This window comes from Streptomyces sp. NBC_01707 (assembly GCF_041438805.1).
Classification (GTDB): Bacteria; Actinomycetota; Actinomycetes; order Streptomycetales; family Streptomycetaceae; genus Streptomyces.
Genome location: NZ_CP109190.1, coordinates 6,155,829 through 6,174,738, shown reverse-complemented (window position 1 = coordinate 6,174,738; position 18,910 = coordinate 6,155,829). Strand labels below are relative to the sequence as shown.

At 70.9% G+C, this 18,910-nt stretch carries 12 protein-coding genes; 6 read left to right on the top strand and 6 right to left on the bottom strand.

The window, feature by feature from the left end; genetic code table 11:
* Window positions 1–41 precede the first annotated feature (41 nt).
* Entirely contained in the window at window positions 42–959 is a 918-nt protein-coding gene (ftsX, locus tag OG963_RS27730) for a permease-like cell division protein FtsX (RefSeq protein ID WP_030922925.1), read from the bottom strand.
* A gap of 51 nt (window positions 960–1,010) precedes the next feature.
* Complete coding sequence (gene ftsE, locus OG963_RS27725) at window positions 1,011–1,700, bottom strand: cell division ATP-binding protein FtsE (RefSeq protein ID WP_030922922.1); 690 nt, start codon at window positions 1,698–1,700, stop codon at window positions 1,011–1,013.
* Window positions 1,701–1,967: 267 nt separating this feature from the next.
* Here ftsE and OG963_RS27720 point away from each other — a divergent pair, with 267 nt between their 5' ends.
* Entirely contained in the window at window positions 1,968–2,171 is a 204-nt protein-coding gene (locus OG963_RS27720) for a hypothetical protein (protein ID WP_030922919.1), read from the top strand.
* Between the two features lie 141 nt (window positions 2,172–2,312).
* Here the strand turns inward: OG963_RS27720 and OG963_RS27715 are convergent, their stop codons facing one another.
* The 4 genes from OG963_RS27715 to OG963_RS27700 form a co-directional block, all read right to left on the bottom strand.
* Window positions 2,313–3,230, bottom strand: coding sequence for a hypothetical protein (locus OG963_RS27715; protein WP_371799567.1), 918 nt, complete (start codon window positions 3,228–3,230; stop codon window positions 2,313–2,315).
* A 410-nt stretch (window positions 3,231–3,640) separates the two neighbouring features.
* Window positions 3,641–4,747 (bottom strand): peptide chain release factor 2, encoded by a 1,107-nt coding sequence (prfB, locus tag OG963_RS27710; protein WP_030922913.1) that lies wholly within the window; start codon window positions 4,745–4,747, stop codon window positions 3,641–3,643.
* Window positions 4,748–4,898: 151 nt separating this feature from the next.
* Window positions 4,899–6,137, bottom strand: a complete 1,239-nt coding sequence (locus OG963_RS27705; protein ID WP_030922910.1) for a serine/threonine-protein kinase — start codon at window positions 6,135–6,137, stop codon at window positions 4,899–4,901.
* A gap of 169 nt (window positions 6,138–6,306) precedes the next feature.
* Window positions 6,307–7,941 (bottom strand): serine/threonine-protein kinase, encoded by a 1,635-nt coding sequence (locus OG963_RS27700; RefSeq protein WP_371799566.1) that lies wholly within the window; start codon window positions 7,939–7,941, stop codon window positions 6,307–6,309.
* Window positions 7,942–8,451: 510 nt separating this feature from the next.
* Between OG963_RS27700 and OG963_RS27695 the strand changes: the two genes are divergently transcribed.
* The 5 genes from OG963_RS27695 to OG963_RS27675 all read left to right on the top strand — a co-directional run bounded on the left by OG963_RS27695 (window position 8,452) and on the right by OG963_RS27675 (window position 18,851).
* Entirely contained in the window at window positions 8,452–12,315 is a 3,864-nt protein-coding gene (locus OG963_RS27695) for an FHA domain-containing protein (protein ID WP_371799565.1), read from the top strand.
* Window positions 12,316–12,583: 268 nt separating this feature from the next.
* Complete coding sequence (locus OG963_RS27690; protein WP_176902299.1) at window positions 12,584–13,951, top strand: ABC transporter substrate-binding protein; 1,368 nt, start codon at window positions 12,584–12,586, stop codon at window positions 13,949–13,951.
* Between the two features lie 4 nt (window positions 13,952–13,955).
* Entirely contained in the window at window positions 13,956–15,341 is a 1,386-nt protein-coding gene (locus OG963_RS27685; protein ID WP_093776725.1) for a carbohydrate ABC transporter permease, read from the top strand.
* A gap of 97 nt (window positions 15,342–15,438) precedes the next feature.
* Entirely contained in the window at window positions 15,439–16,362 is a 924-nt protein-coding gene (locus OG963_RS27680) for a carbohydrate ABC transporter permease (protein WP_371799564.1), read from the top strand.
* A 191-nt stretch (window positions 16,363–16,553) separates the two neighbouring features.
* Window positions 16,554–18,851, top strand: a complete 2,298-nt coding sequence (locus tag OG963_RS27675) for a CDP-glycerol glycerophosphotransferase family protein (protein WP_371799563.1) — start codon at window positions 16,554–16,556, stop codon at window positions 18,849–18,851.
* Window positions 18,852–18,910: the final 59 nt, after the last annotated feature.

Here is an 18,910-nt window from a genome sequence, read left to right as displayed (position 1 = left end):
GGGCGCACGGCGGGTTCACCGCGCGCCCTACGGGGCGCATGTCACACCTTGAGGTACTTGCGCAGCGCGAAGAGTGCGGCAACGGCGGGCATCAGCAGCCCGATCGCAAGGACCAGCGGCAGCTTGGTGAAGACCGCGTCCCAGCCGATGAAGTCGATCAGATTCAGCTTCGACTGGAGCGCCAGACCGCCGTCGATCAGGAAGTACCGCCCGGCCAGCAGCATGATGCAGGCGAGCACACCACCGATGAGCCCGGCGAACGCGGCCTCCATGATGAACGGCATCTGGATGTAGAACCCGGACGCCCCGACGAGCCGCATGATGCCCGTCTCGCGGCGCCGGCTGAACGCCGAGACACGGACGGTGTTCACGATCAGCATCAGCGCAATGACCAGCATCAGCGCCATCACGAAGAGCGCTGCAACATTCATGCCGTTCATGAGCCCGAACAGGTTGTCCAGGATGGATCTCTGGTCCTGGACGGACTGCACCCCGGCCCGTCCCGCGAAGGCGGTGGCGACGACCTTGTACTTCTTCGGGTCGTGCAGCTTGACGCGGAACGACTCCTGCATCTGGTCCGGCGTGATGTTGCCGGCCATCGGTGAGTCGCCGAACTGCTCCTGGTAGTGCTTGTACGCCTGATCGGCCGACTCGTAGGTGACCTTCTCGACGGCCTTCATCTTGCCGAGGTCGGTCTCGATCTGCTTCTTCTGCTCAGTGGTGACGGCGCCCTTGGAGCAGTTGGCCGCCGACTCCGCGTCGTTCTTGCTGCAGAGGAAGATCGAGACGTTGACCTTGTCGTACCAGTAGTCCTTCATCGTGCTGACCTGCTCGCGCATCAGCAGCGCGCCCCCGAACAGGGCGAGCGAGAGGGCGACGGAGACGACGACGGCGAAGGTCATCGTGAGATTGCGACGGAGACCGACGCCGATCTCCGACAGGACGAACTGGGCGCGCATGGCGTCCTTTCAATACTCGATGCTCAGCGGGTCCGGCGCGGCCGGATCCGCTCAGTGCTGGTAGCCGTAGACGCCGCGGGCCTGGTCGCGTACGAGACGGCCCTTCTCGAGCTCGATGACGCGCTTGCGCATCTGGTCGACGATGTTCTGGTCGTGGGTCGCCATGATGACGGTGGTCCCGGTCCGGTTGATCCGGTCCAGCAACTTCATGATGCCCACGGAGGTCTGCGGGTCGAGGTTTCCGGTGGGCTCGTCCGCGATCAGCAGCATGGGGCGGTTCACGAATGCCCGCGCGATCGCCACGCGCTGCTGCTCACCACCGGAGAGCTCACCGGGCATCCGGTCCTCCTTGCCGCCGAGCCCGACCAGGTCGAGGACCTGCGGTACGGCCTTGCGGATCTCGCCGCGCGGCTTGCCGATGACTTCCTGGGCGAACGCCACGTTCTCCGCAACGGTCTTGTTGGGGAGCAGCCGGAAGTCCTGGAATACCGTGCCCAGCTGGCGGCGCATGTGCGGCACCTTCCAGTTGGACAGCCGCGCGAGGTCCTTGCCGAGGACGTGGACCATGCCCTGACTGGCACGCTCCTCGCGGAGGATGAGTCGCATGAAGGTGGACTTGCCGGAGCCGGAGGAGCCCACCAGGAAGACGAACTCGCCCTTCTCGATATCGAGAGACACATCCCGTAGAGCGGGACGGCTCTGCTTCGGGTAGGTCTTGGAGACGTTGTCGAATCGGATCACGGATGCACCACGGTCGGCCGGGAGTAGGTGTGCGTGACCATACGCGAACCGAGCTGAGGCGTGCAGGCGAGCGTCCGCCGATGGGCGATTTATGGCGGAACGGAACCGCGTCGGGGCGCTCCGGAGCCGGAACGGACCGGGTGTTTCCGGCGGGCCGCGCCGAAATCCGCGCGAGCTGGCACAGTGGAGGGGGAACGGATGCGTTTCCATGAGCGTTGTGCGGAGAGAACGCGTATGCGGCTCCGCCGCGCGGGAGGAGGAAAGCGCATGACCTATGACCGATTGGTGTGCGCAAACTGCGCGGCGCCTGTGAACGAGGGCCGGTGCCCGGTGTGCCGGGCAAGCCGCGCACGGCTGCAGCAGCAGGAGGAGCAGCAGGGACTGTTCGCGGGCCTGAGCCCGGCGATGCTGGTCGCGCTGCTGGTGGTGCTGCTGGCGACGCTGGCACTGCTGGCGCACCAGACCGTATGACCAGGTAGCTGTCTGTAACCGCCGCCGCCCGCATGGCGGAGTGAGTACGCGACCGTGTGTGTACGTAGAAGGGCCCGGGACGCCGATCGGCTGTCCCGGGCCCTTCTGTGTACGCAGGCGCGTCCACCGGCCACTGGGGCCTTAGGCGACCGTACGGCCGTTCATCAGACGCGGCATGATCCGGAAGCCGATGCCACCGGCGATCATCGTCGCGGCGCCGACCAGCAGGAACATGGTCTCGGCCGCACCGGTCTCGGCGAGCTCGTCCTTGCCCTTGCCCTGCTCGACCGGCTGGTTGCCGACGCTGTCGGTGTCGGTGTTGTCCGCGCACGCGACGCCGTCGAGGTCGACGGTGCAGGTGTTGGCACCGTCGTCGTCGCCACCGGTGGTGTCGCCGGAGCCGCCGCCGTTGCCGTTGGCGCCGCCGTTGCCGTTGGCGCCACCGTTGTCGGCCGCACCGCCGTTGTCGGCCGCGCCACCGTTGTCGGCCGCGCCACCGTTGTCCGCAGCGCCACCGTTGTCGGCCGCACCGCCGTTGTCGGCCGCACCGCCGTTGTCGGCCGCGCCACCGTTGTCCGCAGCGCCACCGTTGTCCGCAGCGCCACCGTTGTCGGCCGCACCGCCGTTGTCGGCCGCGCCACCGTTGTCCGCAGCGCCACCGTTGTCGGCCGCGCCACCGTTGTCGGCCGCACCGCCGTTGTCGGCCGCACCGCCGTTGTCGGCCGCGCCACCGTTGTCAGCCGCACCGCCGTTGTCAGCAGCGCCACCGTTGTCAGCCGCGCCACCGTTGTCAGCAGCGCCACCGTCAGTGGTCTCGCCCGTGGCCCCCTCGTCGACACCGCCGGCCGCATCGCCGCCGTCGCCGCCGTCGGTGTCTCCCTGGAGACCCAGGCCGACGTCGAGACCTTCCTCGTTGGCCTCGGCCGTGGCCGAGAGCCCACCGATGTTGACACCGATGCCGACGGCCTGCGCCGCGCCGGCAGCGGTCAGCGAGGCACCCGCGGCAATTACCGCACCGGCGGCTATCCGCGCGACGCGGACTCGCGTCTTCTTGGTCATCTGCTGCTACCCCCAGTAGCTGTTCTCGTCAATGGAGCAGCCATATGCGGGCTCACGGCTCTGCCGGGGGTTGCGCTCTCGGCCTGCCGGGCCACGTAGTGCCGTAGCCAAGCCGCCCTTCCCCCGCCCACACCCGTCCCAGACATACGCATGCTGCACTAGCACCCTGTCCAGAGTTAAGGACTACGTCAAGCCTGTTCCGTGCAATGTGCACCGTTTTGCGAGCAGTTGACCGACAATCAGAATCACGACTGTGACGCACTCACCACGGCGCCTACGCAACTCGCGGCCCCAACTCCCCTTCGGACAACGGAATTCCGCACGCGTCACGGTGTCCGCCGGGTACCGAAAACGGCGGTGCCGGAACCCTGTGGGGGCTCCGGCACCGCCGTACGCGTGCGAACTGGTTGCTACTTCTCCCGCTGCTTGCGCCAGCGGATGCCCGCCTCCAGGAAGCCGTCGATCTCTCCGTTGAAGACCGCTTCCGGGTTGCCGATCTCGAACTCCGTACGCAGGTCCTTGACCATCTGGTACGGGTGGAGGACGTACGAACGCATCTGGTTGCCCCAGGAGTTGCCGCCGTCGCCCTTGAGCGCGTCCATCTTGGCCTGCTCCTCCTGGCGGCGGCGCTCAAGCAGCTTCGCCTGGAGGACATTCATCGCGGACGCCTTGTTCTGGATCTGCGAGCGCTCGTTCTGACAGGAGACGACGATGCCGGTCGGCAGGTGGGTCAGGCGCACCGCGGAGTCGGTCGTGTTGACGCCCTGGCCACCGGGGCCGGAGGAGCGGTACACGTCGACGCGCAGCTCGGACTCGTCGATCTCGATGTGGTCGGTCGTCTCGACCACCGGCAGCACCTCGACGCCCGCGAAGGACGTCTGGCGCCGGCCCTGGTTGTCGAAGGGCGAGATCCGGACGAGCCGGTGGGTGCCCTGCTCGACGGAGAGCGTGCCGTAGGCGTACGGAACCTGCACGGCGAAGGTGGTCGACTTGATGCCGGCCTCTTCCGCGTACGACGTCTCGTAGACCTCGGTCTTGTAGCCGTGCCGCTCGGCCCAGCGGATGTACATGCGCTGGAGCTTCTCGGCGAAGTCGGCTGCGTCGACGCCACCGGCCTCGGCCCGGATGTTGACCAGCGCCTCACGGGAGTCGTACTCGCCGGAGAGGAGGGTACGGACCTCCATCTCGTCGAGCGCCTTCCTGACGGACTCCAGCTCCGCCTCGGCCTCGGCGAGGGTGTCGGCGTCGGCCTCGTCCTGGGCGAGCTCGAAGAGAACCCCAAGATCGTCGATGCGGCCGCGCAGGGCCTCGGTCTTGCGGACCTCGGCCTGGAGGTGCGAAAGCTTGCTGGTGATCTTCTGTGCCGCGTCCGGGTCGTCCCAGAGGGACGGCGCCGCCGCCTGCTCCTCGAGCGCGGCGATGTCCGCCCTCAGCGCATCCAGGTCCAGGACGGCCTCGATCGACCCCATGGTCGAGGAGAGGGACTTCAGCTCTTCGGAAATATCGACGACTGCCACGGGTCCAGCGTAACGGCTGTCGGCACGGACCTGCCCCGGGCTGCTTGATCACCGTCCGGAATCCTTGCGCACGGGGCCGCCGGGCAGCCCGGCGGCCGACCGCAGGGTGTCCGGGGCCACAGTGACCGGACCCGTTCGACCTTCCGGAGGGCTACGGCACCGCCGGTGCCGAACTCCCCGGGTCCTGCGGTGCCGCGCCCGCGTCGTCGCCGCTCAGGGCCATCCAGCCGCCGACGCCCAGTGCCGCGCACAGCACTATCGCCACCGCGCCGAGTGTGATGCGGCGTTTGCGGATGGCGGCTGACTTGTTGCGGGCCGAGCCGGGGCGCGGCTGACCCGGGGCGCGCGGGGCCCGGGCCGTTCCCCTGGGACCGCCGGAGAGTTCGTCCGGGGCCGGGACGCGCATGCTCGTGTGGGTGTCGCGGTTGGAGTCGGGAGACGCGCCGGGGACCAGCGGGACCGAGCCGCGGCGGCGGGGTTCGTCGGCGTTGGGGGTGTACTGCTGCTCGTCGTACGGCTGCGGTTCCGGTTCGGTGTCCGGCTCGTCGACATCGAGCGGCGGGATGCCGGCCAGGTGCGGGAGCTGTTCGCGCAGGCGGGCCGCGAGCTCGGACGCGCGCAGCCGGGACGCCGGGGCCTTGGCCAGGCACTGGACCAGGAGCTGCCAGAGTTCCTCGGGGATGCCGGGGAGCGGGACCACCGTCTCCGTGACATGGCGGCGCAGCACCGCGCCGGGGTGGCCGCCGCCGAACGGTGTGAAGCCCGCGAGGAGCTCGTACAGCACCGTCGCGAGGGCGTAGATGTCCACGGCGGCGCGCGGCGGGAGACCCTCGACGATCTCGGGGGCCAGATAGTCCGGCGTACCGATGATCTTCGTGGCCTTGGTGCGGCGCGGGGTGTCGATGAGTTTCGCGACGCCGAAGTCCGTGAGCAGGGCCGGGTGCGAGCCGCCCGGGCCGAGCGGGCCCTCCATGTCGAGCAGGATGTTCTCCGGCTTGACGTCGCGGTGCACCACTCCGGCGGCGTGCGCGGCGGCGAGGCCGTCGGCCACGTCCGCGATGATCGCCACCGCTGCCTCGGGGGCGAGGCGGCGCTCGCGGTCGAGACGGGTGCGCAGATCCGTGCCGCGCACCAGGTTCATGACCAGCGCCAGGTCGTTGCCGTCCACGACGAGGTCGCGCACGCCGACGATGTGCGGATGGTCGAGCTTGAGCAGGGCGGCGCGCTCCTGGACGAAGCGTCCGACCAGCTCCTGGTCGGACGCGAGGTCCTCACGGAGGAGCTTTATGGCCACGGGGCCCTCAGGACCCTCGCCGAGCCACACCGTGCCGGCGCTGCCGCGCCCCAGGATCTGGTGGGCGGTGTACCGGCTGCCGATATTCCGTGCCAAGACTGCTCCCTCAGCGGCTGGCGATGGACCTCGCTCACTAACCCCCGGTCGACAAAGTTACGCGTCGATCGGGGTGCTGCGTGCCCTGCATGGCGCCAACCTTCACTTCTACGGGCGAAATTGCCCCGCGGAAGTCGACAAAGCCACGAAGTCGGTGGTGCGCGCGCTCTCAGTTGGCGCCGCTGCCGCCCAGTTTGGAGAGCCAGTCGGTGGCGGCCGAGATCCCGTCACCGATCGCCTGCCAGTAGCTCTTGCCCTGGGCCACCCAGTCCTGCAGCGGCGTCAGTTCCCAGATGAGCCAGCCCGCCACGAACAGCAGCACCAAGGTGAACAGACATCCCTTGAGGCAGCCGAGGCCCGGGATCTTCGTCGGGTTGGCGCTGCGCTGCCTCGGCTCCCGGGGCTGGCGCGGAGCCGGCTGCTGGGGCGGCGGCTGCTGCGGGGGCGCGTACTGCTGTCGCTGCGGCTGCTGTTGCGGGTATTGCTGCTGGTGGCGCTGAGGGTATTGCTGCTGCTGGGGCTGCTGCCCGTACTGCTGGTGCTGCGGCCGCTGCTGCTGGGACCGCGGCTGCTGACGCTGGGGGCGGCGGCGCAGCGGGTCCTGGCTCGGGTCGAGGTACTGGACCTGCGTCTGCTCGTTGCGGTCTCGGGCCGCCTGCAGCTGGGACTGCCACGGGTGCGGGCCCTCGGGCTGCGGCGGGCCGTCCGGGCGCGTGGGCACGGGCGGCATGACCGCGGTCGGGTCGGCGTACCCGCCCTGGCCCTGTCCGTATCCCTGGCCGGGGGCGTGCTGCATCACGCTGGTCGCGGCGTTCGGGTCGTACGCACCCGCGTTGCTCGGCAGCACCTGTGTCGGGTCGGCCGCACCCTGGGTCCCCGGGACCGCCGGGGGCGCCGGGTCGGGGGCGAGCAGGGCGCCCACCCCGTCGGCGGCGGCGATCTGGGCCGAGTTGGCGTGGACGCCGATGCCGGCCGCGACGGTACGCAGTCCACGGGCCAGGTTCTCGGCGCTGGGCCGCCGGTCCGGGTCCTTGCTCAGGCAGCGCTCTATGACCGTCCACAGCGGCGCCGGGACGGTGGTGGGACGGCGGGGCTCCTCGCTGAGGTGCCGTTGCAGCACTTCGAGGGCGGTGCCACCGGCGAACGGCGGTCGCCCGGTGACCAGCTCGTACAGCAGGATGCCCGCACCGTAGATGTCGACCGCGGACGTCTGCGGCCGGCCCTCGGCGGACTCCGGCGCCACATAGGCGGGCGTGCCGACGAACTCATGGGTCCGGGTCAGCCCCGGGGAGTCGGCGAGCCGCGCGATGCCGAAGTCGGTGAGCATCGGGTGCATCTGACCGTCGCGCTCGGAGAGCAGCACGTTGGCCGGCTTGAGGTCGCGGTGGACGACGCCGTCGGCATGGCTGGCGGCGAGCGCGTCCGCGATCTGGGCGGTGAGGAGCGAGGCGGCGACCGGGGTGAGCGGGCCGTTCTCGCGGAGGTAGCGATGCAGGTCGGGGCCGTCGACCAGGTCCATCACAAGGGCGAGGAGATCGCCCTCCACGACCAGGTCACGGGTGCGCACGATGTTCTCGTGGGTGAGCCGCAGCAGCACGGAGCGCTCGCGCAGGAACCGCATCACGACGTCCGCGTCGTTGGCGAGCTCCTCCTTGAGGACCTTGATCGCCACCGTCTCGCCGGGCTGACCCGCGACGGCCGCCTCGGAACCTGCGGTCTCCCGCTGGCGGGCACGCCAGACGGTGCCCGTGGCGCCGCGTCCCAGCGGCTCCTCGAGCAGGTACTTGCTGCCTACCGGCCGCACGTCATGCGCTCCCTGCTGATCGTGGTGCTTGCGGTCCCCCGGGGCCGCCCGGGAGTTCCGCCCACTCTAGTGCCGCTCCGCGACCTCCGAACGGGACACCGGTCGGTCGTTCTCCGGTCGTGAACGGCGAGTGAGCCGTCGTGTCCGGAACGTGTGATTCGTCGTGTCCGGAGGAAGACGCGCACGCCGGACGGATGGTTGCCACCCGGTTGCCGCACAAACGTGCCCATGGCCGCTCCCGAGCGACCGCCCTGTTCCCCTGCGCAGCTCCCGGGAACGCCCCAAGCAGGCACTTTTGGGGCCACAGCCGACGCTCCAAGATCAATTCCAGGTGGCCCCCGGGCGTGTTGTCAGTGGCAGGTGCGAGGATGCCTCCAGCACGGAACCGTGGGGGCGGGAGCCTCGCGGTACGTGACGACCTGTACCGGACGACGCGTCCGTGCCGGGTGGGGGGAATCACAGGGCGTTTCCCCTGCCGGGCACCCCGCGCAGAAGGGACCGCTGACGGCGATGCAGATCCGGCTGACCGTCCTCGCGCCGCCCAGCGGCCAGACCCCGGCTCGCACCTGTGACGTGCTCGTCACCGCCCCTGCGGGGACGGCGCTCGCCACGGTGGCCTCCAACCTCGCCGCGGCCGTCACCGGGCCGGACGGTTCGCTCGGCAGCGGTGCGGTGGTGCTCTTCGCCGGACGCGAGCGGCTCGACGCGCAGCGGTGTGCGCTGGGAGAGCCGCCCCTGGTCGACGGGGCGGTGCTGTCGCTCCAGGTCCCCGGCGAGGACGAGGCTGCGGACGATGCCGTACCGGCGCAGCTCCATGTGGTGGCGGGCCCCGACGCGGGTGGCGTCCATCTGCTGCACGGCGGGCAGATCCGGATCGGCCGCTCCGCCGACGCGGACGTCCCGCTCGACGACCCGGATGTGTCCCGGCTGCACTGCGCGGTGACGGTCTCCGAGGACGGCCGGGTCTCGGTCGCCGACCTCGGTTCCACGAACGGCACCTCACTGGACGGTACGGAGGTGCACGACCGACCGGTCCGGCTCAAGCCGGGTGCGCTGCTGCGGCTCGGCGAGTCGACGTTGCGGCTGGCCTCGGGAGCGCGTACGCCCTCGCTGGCCACGGCGCCGGACGGCGAGGGCCATCTACGGGTGGCGCGGGCAGCGGGCGGCGTCGGCGAGGACGGGAACTTCCCGGATCCGGAGTCGGAGAAGTCGAGGTCGGGGCCGGGCGGGTACGGCTCGGGTCATGCGTACAGCGCGGGGATCTCGCACGGCTTCGGGTCCGGCGAGGGCGTCGCGCATGCGTACGGGAGTGGGTCACCGGCCGCGGCCGGTGACCGGGGCGGGCAGGGCCCGGCCGGCCGGGCCACGGACCACGAGGCACCCCGGCGCGGCGGGATAGGAGCCTGGGCCCGCAGGCTGGCCGGCAACAAGGCCGAGCCGGTGCACGAGGCCGCACCGGACGAGACGCAACCGGTGGGCCGGCCGGACCCGTCCGCCCTGTCGTCCGTCGCGGCTTCGCGCCCGTCGTCGGGCTCGTCGGTCGGGGAGACATGGCCCGATCCGGCGACCGTGCTGCTGACCGCCCTCGGACCGGGCCCCCGGCTGTGGGAGCGGGACGCCGAGCACCCGGAGGCTCTGGTGGTCCGGCTCGGCACCACCGACCGCGCCGAGCTGCCCGCGGTACCGGTGACCGTGGGACTGCGGGAGGCCGGTTCGCTCGGGCTCGCAGGGCCACGGGAGCGACTGACCGGGCTCGCCCGCTCGGTGGTCGCGCAGCTCGCCGCGCTGCACTCCCCGGCCGACCTGGAGATCGTGCTCATCAGTACCGACCGCGCCCGCGGCGCGGACGAGCGCAGGCGTCAATGGGCCTGGCTCGGCTGGCTCCCGCATCTGCGGCCGATGCACGGCCAGGACTGCCGGCTGCTGCTCGCGTACGACCGGGAGCAGGCCACCGCCCGTACGACGGAGCTGGTGCGCCGACTCGACGACGGGCCGCTCGGCACCGGCTGGGCCAGCGTCGACCGGGGCACGGTCGCCGAGGCCGCCCGGCGGTACGTGGGGCCGCACACCGTGGTGATCGTCGACGGTGACCCCGGTTCCGCGGTCCTGCGCGAGACCACGGCCCGGCTCGCCGCCGCAGGGGCTGCCACCGGGATCCACCTGATCTGCCTGGCCGAGACGCCGGCCGCGTCGCCCACCTCGCCGGTCCCGGCGACGTACGAGGCGGCCTGCCACGCGTCGATCGCGTTCCGCGAGTGCGGGGCGGTGGCGATGCTGAGCGGCGATGTGGCGACGGCACTGCGGCTGCTGCGCACGGCGGGCGGGCAGGCCGCGGGCCACGGCACGGTGGCCGCGGTGGACGCGGTGTCGGCGGCCTGGGCGGAGCGGTTCGGACGGGCGCTGGCCCCGTTGCGTACGGACGGTTCGGCGACGGCACCGGGCCACCGGACGGCAGTGTCCCTCCCGCCGTCCGCCCGCCTGCTGGACGAGCTGGGCCTGGCCAGGGCCACCCCGGCCTCGCTGATGGCCCGCTGGGCGTCGACGTCGGACGACCAGCCCGGGGCGACGGTGCATGGGCTCGGCAGCATGAAGGTGCCGGCCGCCGGCACCCACGGTTCCGGCCGCACGCAGTACCCCGACAGCTCGGGTCCCCGGGTGGGCGCGCAGCGCACGGCCGGCGGAGGACCAGGCGCCCCGTTGCCACCCTCGCGCCCGGCAGGCGCGGGTGCCACCGGTGCCCTGGGCGCGGATGACGTGTACGGATCCGGGTCGGGGCGCACCCCGTACCCCGGCACCGAGACACCGGACTCCGGCCGCACCCCGTACCCAGGAGCGGACAACCACGGCTCCGGCCGCACCCCGTACCCCGGCACGAGCAACGACACCCATGCGGGCACACCACGGCACACATCGGTTCGCGGCGACGGCAGCCTGTCGGGCACCGGGTCGGGACGCACCCTGTACCCGGGCCCGGACACGCCGGGATCGGGACGCACGCCGTACCCGCGGGCGGATGCCCCTGGTTCCGGGCGTACCCCGTACCCGGCAGGCGACACGTCCGGCTCGGGCCGCACCCCGTACCCCCGTACCGACACATCGGACTCCGGGCGTACCCCGTACCCCGCTACCCCCCGCATCGGCGCGCAGCGTCACGACGGCGCGGTCGGCGACTCCTCCAGTTCTCGGACCGGTGCTGGTGCCGAGCCCGCCGAGCGTGCCGCGAGCCGGGTGAGCGGGCCCCGTGGCGGCGATGCGCCGCAGGTCGCTGCTCGGGTCACCGAGGGCGCGAGCCCCGCCAGGGCTGCGGCAGCTTGCACTGCCCCGGCCTCCGACGCGGTCGCCGCCCGGCCCGTCGTCGTTCTGGGCGCCGGGCCCCGGGGTGCGCTCAGCGTCGATCTTGCGGACGAAGGGCCCCATCTCCTCATCGAGGGCCCGGCCGGCAGTGGACGTACCGAGTTGCTGCGCGCCGTCGCCGCCTCGCTCGCCGCCGCGGCGCGGCCCGACCGGCTCGGGCTCCTGCTCGTCGACGGCGCCGGTGGCGAGCGCGGCGAGAGCCTGCGGCCCTGTAGCGAACTCCCGCACGCATTCATGAACTTGACGGCCTCCGACCCGCTGAGGATGCGCGAGTTCGCCCAGGCCCTGGGCGGCGAACTGAAGCGGCGGGCCGAGCTGCTCGGGCGGCTCGACTTCGACGAGTGGCACGTCCGGCACGAGGTGGCGCAACGGATGGTCGGCCAGCGGGCACCGAGCGCCGCCGAGCAGCGCGGCGATCTGGACCCGGCGACGACCGGCACACTCCGGTTGCGGCCCGCCGCCGCGCGGTCCGTGGATCCCGGCCCGTCCCCGCTGCCCCGGCTCGTCGTCCTGGTCGACGACTTCGACGCGCTGGTCGCACCCGCCCTCGGCAGCCCGGGCCGGCCCGCCGCCGGTTCGGTCGTCCGCGCGCTGGAGGCCGTCGCGAGGGACGGCGGCCGGCTGGGCGTGCATCTGGTCGCGACGTCCGCCCGCGCCGACCGTACCGAGGACACGGAGCTGGCCCGCGGGGCGCGGCTGCGGGTGGTGCTCGACGCACCCGTCGTGCCGCCCTCGCCCGAGGACCCGCTGCCCGGCCGGGGGAGGCTGGGGCATCCGGACGGGCGGGTGACGCCGTTCCAGGGGGGCCGGGTGACGGGCCGCATTCCGCGTACCGCGACCCTGCGGCCCACCGTCGTCCCGCTGGAGTGGGAGCGGATGGGCGATCCGCCCACCCGGCGACCGGTCCGCGAGCTGGGCAACGGGCCGACGGACCTGGCGCTGCTGGCCAGTGCGCTGGAGCGGGCGGCCCGTTCGGTGAACGCCGAGCGAATAGCTCCGCTCGTCGCCCACCACTCCTGAGACGCCCTCACTCCGACCGGGGCATCCTCACCCCGGTCGCCTTGCGTCATTTCGCTATTTCGTCATTTCGTCCTCGATCACCGGACGGGCTGGGACATCGGGCCCGTCCGGCGGCCGAACACGGCTGACCGCACGTCACGAGCCCATCACGATCGACATGTTGACGCCGAAAGCGGTATTGCGGCGCCCGTGCACCCGGCGTAGGACTGTGCGCACAGGAGCAGACACCCACACGTTCAGGCAGGCGCACAGGAGAGACGGGGCACGGATGCGCACAACGCTTCGGATTCGCAGGGCCGCCATGGTGTTCACGGCCATCGGCGCACTGGCCCTCACCGGCTGCGGTGACGACGGTGGCAGCGGAAAGGGAAAGGCGGGCGGAGGTTCCGGCAACTCCGAGAAGACACCTTCGGGCGTCTCACTGCCCAAGCTGGACGGCGAGAAGATATCGGTCGCGGCGGTCTGGACCGGCCCCGAGCAGGCCAACTTCGTCAAGGTACTCAAGGAGTTCGAGAAGCGCACGGGCGCCACGGTCACCTTCGTCCCTGCACAGGACCCGATCGTCAACTTCCTCGGTACGAAGATCGCGGGCGGTCAGCCGCCGGACGTCGCGATGATCCCGCAGGTCGGCGCGATCAAGCAGGCCGCGGAGAAGAAGTGGGCCAAGCCGGTGGGCGCCGACGCCAAGGCCCAGCTGGACAAGAACTACTCGAAGGTCTGGCAGGACCTCGGCGCGGTGGACGGCACCCAGTACGGCGTCTACTTCAAGGCCGCCAACAAGTCCCTGATCTGGTACAACACCAAGGCGTTCGAGAACGCGGGCGCGAGCGAGCCGAAGACCTGGAAGGACTTCATGGCGACGGCCGAGACGGTCTCCGCCTCGGGTGTCACCCCGGTCTCGGTCGGCGGTGCGGACGGCTGGACCCTCACCGACTGGTTCGAGAACATCTACCTCTCCCAGGCGGGCCCGGAGAAGTACGACCAGCTGGCCCAGCACAAGATCAAGTGGACCGACCCGTCCGTCAAGGACGCGCTGACCACGCTCGCCGAGCTCTTCGGCAAGCCGTCCCTGATCGCGGGAGGCGCGGACGGCGCGCTGCAGACGGAGTTCCCGGCCTCGGTCACCCAGACGTTCACCGGCGGTGACCAGCCCAAGGGCGCCATGGTCTTCGAGGGCGACTTCGTGGGCATCAACATCGCGCAGACCAAGGCGAAGATCGGTACGGACGCCAAGGTGTTCCCGTTCCCGGCGGTCGGAGCCGAGTCCCCCGTGGTGACGGGCGGCGACGCGGCGGTGGCGCTGAAGGACAGCAAGGGCGCCCAGGCCCTGCTGACCTGGCTGGCCTCGACGGACGCGGCGAAGATCTGGGCCGAGCAGGGCGGGTTCATCTCGCCGAACAAGGCCTTGGACACCGCCGCGTATCCGAACGAGGTGCAGCGCACCATGGCGAAGGCGCTGATCGCCGCCGGCGACGCCGTCCGGTTCGACATGTCCGACCAGGCCCCGCAGTCGTTCGGCGGGACGCCCGGGAAGGGCGAGTGGAAGACCCTCCAGGACTTCCTGAAGAACCCGAAGGACATCGCGGGGACCCAGGCGAAACTGGAGTCCGACGCGGCCAAGGCGTACAAGAGCTGACGGGATGACGACAGCGACAGCGGGGGGCGCCGACGCGGTGCCCCCCGCCGACAAGCGTCCCCCTGAGCGCTCCGAGCGCCCTGCGCAGCCGCGCCCCCGCAGGAGCGTGACCGGCACCCGCAAGATCGTCGCGACGGCGTTCCTGCTGCCCGCGCTGGTGCTGCTCGGCGCGCTCGTGCTCTATCCGATCGGCTACTCCGTCTACCGGTCGTTCTTCGACCAGTCGGGTACGGGGTTCGCCGGTGTCGACAACTACAAGGCGCTGTTCACGGACGACACCATCCGTACAGCGGTCAAAAACAACGCGATCTGGGTCGTCTTCGCACCGACGATCTCCACCGCGCTCGGGCTGATCTTCGCGGTGCTGACCGAGCGGATCCGCTGGGGCACGGCGTTCAAGCTGATCGTCTTCATGCCGATGGCGATCTCGATGCTGGCCGCGGGCATCATCTTCCGGCTGGTGTACGACCAGGCCCCGGAGCGCGGGGTCGCCAACGCCGTATGGGTGGGTGTGCACGACACGTTCGCCGAGTCGGCCGGATACCCGAAGGCGCACCCACTGCCCGTCCACCCGCTCAAGGCGGGCGGTGGCGGATCGTTCGTGACGAAGGTGCCGGTACGGGCCGGCGAACCGGTCCAGTTGCCGCTCGTCGGGGTGGCGCCCGCCAAGATGCCGACCGATGCGAAGCCGGCGAAGGCGGCCACCGCGCAGTCCGGGAAGGTCGCCGGCACCGCGTGGCTGGACTTCACCAAGGGAGGCGGCGGCAAACCCAATGTCATCGACACCAAGGAGCTCGGTCTCAAGGGGCTCGAGGTCGAGGCGGTCAGGAACGGCAAGGTGGTCGCCTCGGCGAAGGCCGCCGCGGACGGTACGTTCACCCTGCCCGCCTCGGCCGACGGCGCCCTGCTCCGGCTTCCCGCGTCGAACTTCAAGGAGCCGTACAACGGGGTCGACTGGCTCGGCCCGACCCTGGTGACGCCCGGGATCATCGGCAGCTACGTCTGGATGTGGGCGGGCTTCGCGATGGTGCTGATCGCGGCCGGACTCGCGGGTCTGCCGCGTGAACTCCTCGAGGCGGCCCGGGTGGACGGTGCCAACGAGTGGCAGGTGTTCCGCCGGATCACCGTGCCGATGCTCGCGCCCGTGCTCGCGGTCGTGCTGGTCACGCTGATGATCAACGTCCTGAAGATCTTCGACCTGGTCTTCATCATCGCCCCGGGATCCTCCCAGGACGACGCGAACGTCCTGGCCCTCCAGCTGTACCGGTCCTCGTTCGGCACGGATGCGGACCTCGGGATCGGCAGTGCCATCGCCGTACTCCTGCTGCTGCTGGTGATCCCGGTGATGATCTTCAATATCCGCCGGATGCGGAGGGAGGGGCGCCGATGACGACCACGTCGACCACAGTCACCTCCGCCCGGGGGTACGGGAGTTGCCCTCCGGAGAAGCACGGAGATGTCCGCCGGACAAGGAAGGAGGGGCGCCGATGACCACCCCGTCGACCACGGCTGCGGCCACCCGCACGGCTTCGGCCTCCGGCAGCGGCGCGGAACGGGCGAAGGTGTCCCTCGGTTCACGGATCGCGGCCCGTGCCGGCGGCGGCGTGATGCGGGTCTTCCTCATCCTGGTGGGCCTGTTCTGGCTGATGCCGACCATCGGGCTGCTCCTCTCCTCGCTGCGCAGCGGCGAGGAGATCGCGGCGACCGGCTGGTGGAAGGTCTTCACCGCCCCGTCCCAGCTCACCTTCGACAACTACTCCCGGCTGCTGGACAATTCGACCATCACCCACTCCCTCCTCAGCACGGTGATGATCACCGTCCCTGCGACGGTCCTGGTCGTGGTGATCGGCTCGCTCGCCGGGTACGCCTTCGCCTGGATGGACTTCCCCGGCCGCGACTGGTGGTTCCTGCTGGTCGTCGGCTTGCTGGTGGTTCCGGTGCAGGTCGCCCTCATCCCGGTCTCCAAGCTCTTCGGCCAGATCGGGATCTTCGAGACCACCTTCGGTGTGATCCTCTTCCACACGGCCTTCGGCCTGCCCTTCGCCATCTTCCTGCTGAGGAACTTCTTCGCGGAGATCCCGCGCGAACTCCTCGAGGCGGCCCGGCTCGACGGGGCGGGCGAGATCCGGCTCTTCATCCGGGTCGTGATGCCGCTGGGCGGTCCGGCGATCGCCTCGCTCGGGATCTTCCAGTTCCTCTGGGTCTGGAACGACATGCTGGTCGCCCTGATCTTCGCGGACTCCGACTCGCCACCGATCACCGTGGCGTTGCAGCAGCAGGTACGGCAGTTCGGCAACAACATCGACGTACTGGCGCCCGGCGCCTTCGTGTCGATGGTGATTCCACTTGCCGTGTTCTTCGCCTTCCAGCGTCAGTTCGTCTCCGGCGTGATGGCGGGCGCGGTCAAGTAGCAGCACCACACAGAAATCAATCAGCAGTACGTCGACCGTGTGTACGTCAACGCGGGGCGTGTCCCGTTACTCCCAACGAGCACGCCCCACCTGGCACTTCGCGCGAATGCCACGTTTCGGCGTAACCATCACGCCCCATCGGCCGTTTGCGGACCACCCGCCCGCACCAGCGAACGACCGATGGATGTGTTGTGCCCAGGTTCAGTGTCATCGTGCCCGCGTACCGGGTTCAGGCGTATCTGCACGAGAGCCTGGACTCGGTGCTGAGCCAGTCGTACGCGGACTTCGAGATCATCGCGGTCGATGACTGCTCCCCCGATTCCTGCGGCGCGATCATCGACGGGTTCGCCGCCCGTGACAGCCGGGTGCGGGCCCTGCACCTGCCGGAGAACATGGGCCTCGGCCCCGCCCGCAACGCCGGGATCGCCCAGGCCACCGGCGACTACCTGATCTTCCTGGACAGCGACGACACCCTCGCCCCCGGCGCCCTGCGGACCATCGCCGAACGGATCGCGCGGACCGGGGATCCGGACGTCCTGGTCTACGACTACGCCCGTACGTACTGGACGGGCGAGAGCGTGCGCAACACCTTCGCCGGGTATCTCGCCGAGACCGGCGCCGCCACCTTCACCCTCGGCGACCGGCCCGGTCTGCTGAAGGTCCTCATGGTCGTCTGGAACAAGGCGTACCGCCGCGAGTTCGTCGAGGCCGAGGGGTTCACCTTCCCGCCCGGCTACTACGAGGACACCCCGTGGACCTATCCGGTGCTGATGGCCGCCGGTTCGATCGCCGTCCTCGACGAGGTGTGCGTCCACTACCGGCAGCGGCGCCAGGGCAACATCCTGTCCACCACCAGCCGCAAGCACTTCGACATCTTCGACCAGTACGACCGGGTCTTCGCGTTCATCGACGCCCGCCCCCGGCTCGCCGCCTGGCGACCGGTGATCTACCGCCGGATGCTCGACCACTTCTCGACGCTGTTCACCACCCGCGGCAGGCTGCCGCGCGGCAGCCGCCGCGAGTTCTTCCGCCGAGCCCGTGCCCACTGCGGCCGCTACCGCGTCCCCGGCGCCCCTGCCCCGCGCCGCACCCGGCTGCGCCACGGACTGATCCGGCTGGGCGCGCACCGCACCTACCGCGCCCTGTGGGCCGTGCGACTGCTGCGTGGGCGGCTGCGCCGGATCACCGGGGCCGCACACCGGGTGGTGCGGGCCGGCGCGCTCCAGGCGTACTACCGCGTGCAGCTCCGGCTGCCCGTGCGCGCGGACCGGGCGGTGTTCGCCGCGTACTGGTACCGCGGCTACGCCTGCAACCCGGCGGCGATCGAGGAGAAGGCCCGCGAACTGGTGCCCGGGCTGCAGACGTCATGGATCTGCCGCGCCGAGGACGGGCACACCGTCCCCACCGGAATCCGTCGGCTCACCCCGGGAACGTACCGCTACTGGCAGGCGCTGGCCCGCTCCAAGTACCTGGTGAACAACGTCAACTTCGACCGGCGGCTGGTCAAGCGGCGCGGCCAGGTGCTGCTCCAGACCCATCACGGCACCCCGTTGAAGACGATGGGCCTGGACCTTCAGGACCGTCCGGCGGCGGCCGGCACGATGGACTTCGAGCAGCTGCTCGCCAACGTCGACAAGTGGGACTTCTCGCTCTCCGCGAACCGGCACTCCACCCTCGTGTGGGAGAAGGCCTACCCGTCGGGATCCGCCGGCCTGGAGACGCTCGAGTACGGCAGTCCACGCAACGACCTCTTCCGGCGGGCCACCGTCGCCGATGTGGCGCGGCTGCGCGAGTCGATCGGCGTCCCCGAGGGCGCCACCGCCCTGCTGTACGCCCCCACCCACCGCGACTACCGGCGCACCCAGCAGCTCGACCTCGACCTGGAGCGGGTGGTCCGGGCGCTCGGCCCCGACTTCGTGATCCTGACCCGCGCGCACTACTCGTACGACGCCCCGCTGGTCCGCGGCACGCACCCGCGGATCATCGACGTCAGCGACCATCCCTCGGTCGAGGCGGTCGCGCTCGCCTCCGACGCACTGATCACCGACTACTCGTCGCTGATGTTCGACTACGCCGCTCTGGACCGGCCCATCGTCATCCACACCAGTGACCATGAGGCGTACGAGGCAGTCCGCGGCACCTACTTCGATCTGCGCTCCTACCCGCCCGGGGCGATCGCCCACACCGAGGACGAACTGCTGGACATCTTCGCCACGGGCCACTGGCGCGGCTCCCGCTCCGCGCAGCTGCGGGCGACGTTCCGGGCACGGTTCTGCCCGTACGACGACGGGCACGCGGCGGAGCGGGTGGTGCGCCGGGTGTTCCTGGGCGACACGACCGTGCAGGTGCCCGCGATGTCAGCGGGGTCCCTCGCGGAGCGGCAGCCGGGGCCCGCGCCGGTCCCGGTGTCCGGCCCCGTACCGGCTCTCCTGAGCGGGACCTCGCCGGGACGCAGTCCGTCGACCGGACCCGACCGCCCGGCCATCTGACCCACCGGCCTTCCGACTTCCTGTTGTCCCCCGTCTCCCCCGCTGTCTGCGCCTACGGG

What these genes read in the sequence shown, in the direction of transcription:
- OG963_RS27720 (WP_030922919.1), top strand. Translation starts at nt 1,968, where the DNA reads ATGACCTATGACCGATTGGTGTGCGCAAACTGCGCGGCGCCTGTGAAC.
- OG963_RS27680 (WP_371799564.1), top strand. Translation starts at nt 15,439, where the DNA reads ATGACCACCCCGTCGACCACGGCTGCGGCCACCCGCACGGCTTCGGCC.
- OG963_RS27685 (WP_093776725.1), top strand. Translation starts at nt 13,956, where the DNA reads ATGACGACAGCGACAGCGGGGGGCGCCGACGCGGTGCCCCCCGCCGAC.
- OG963_RS27690 (WP_176902299.1), top strand. Translation starts at nt 12,584, where the DNA reads ATGCGCACAACGCTTCGGATTCGCAGGGCCGCCATGGTGTTCACGGCC.
- OG963_RS27695 (WP_371799565.1), top strand. Translation starts at nt 8,452, where the DNA reads ATGCAGATCCGGCTGACCGTCCTCGCGCCGCCCAGCGGCCAGACCCCG.
- ftsX (WP_030922925.1), bottom strand. Translation starts at nt 959, where the DNA reads ATGCGCGCCCAGTTCGTCCTGTCGGAGATCGGCGTCGGTCTCCGTCGC.
- OG963_RS27715 (WP_371799567.1), bottom strand. Translation starts at nt 3,230, where the DNA reads ATGACCAAGAAGACGCGAGTCCGCGTCGCGCGGATAGCCGCCGGTGCG.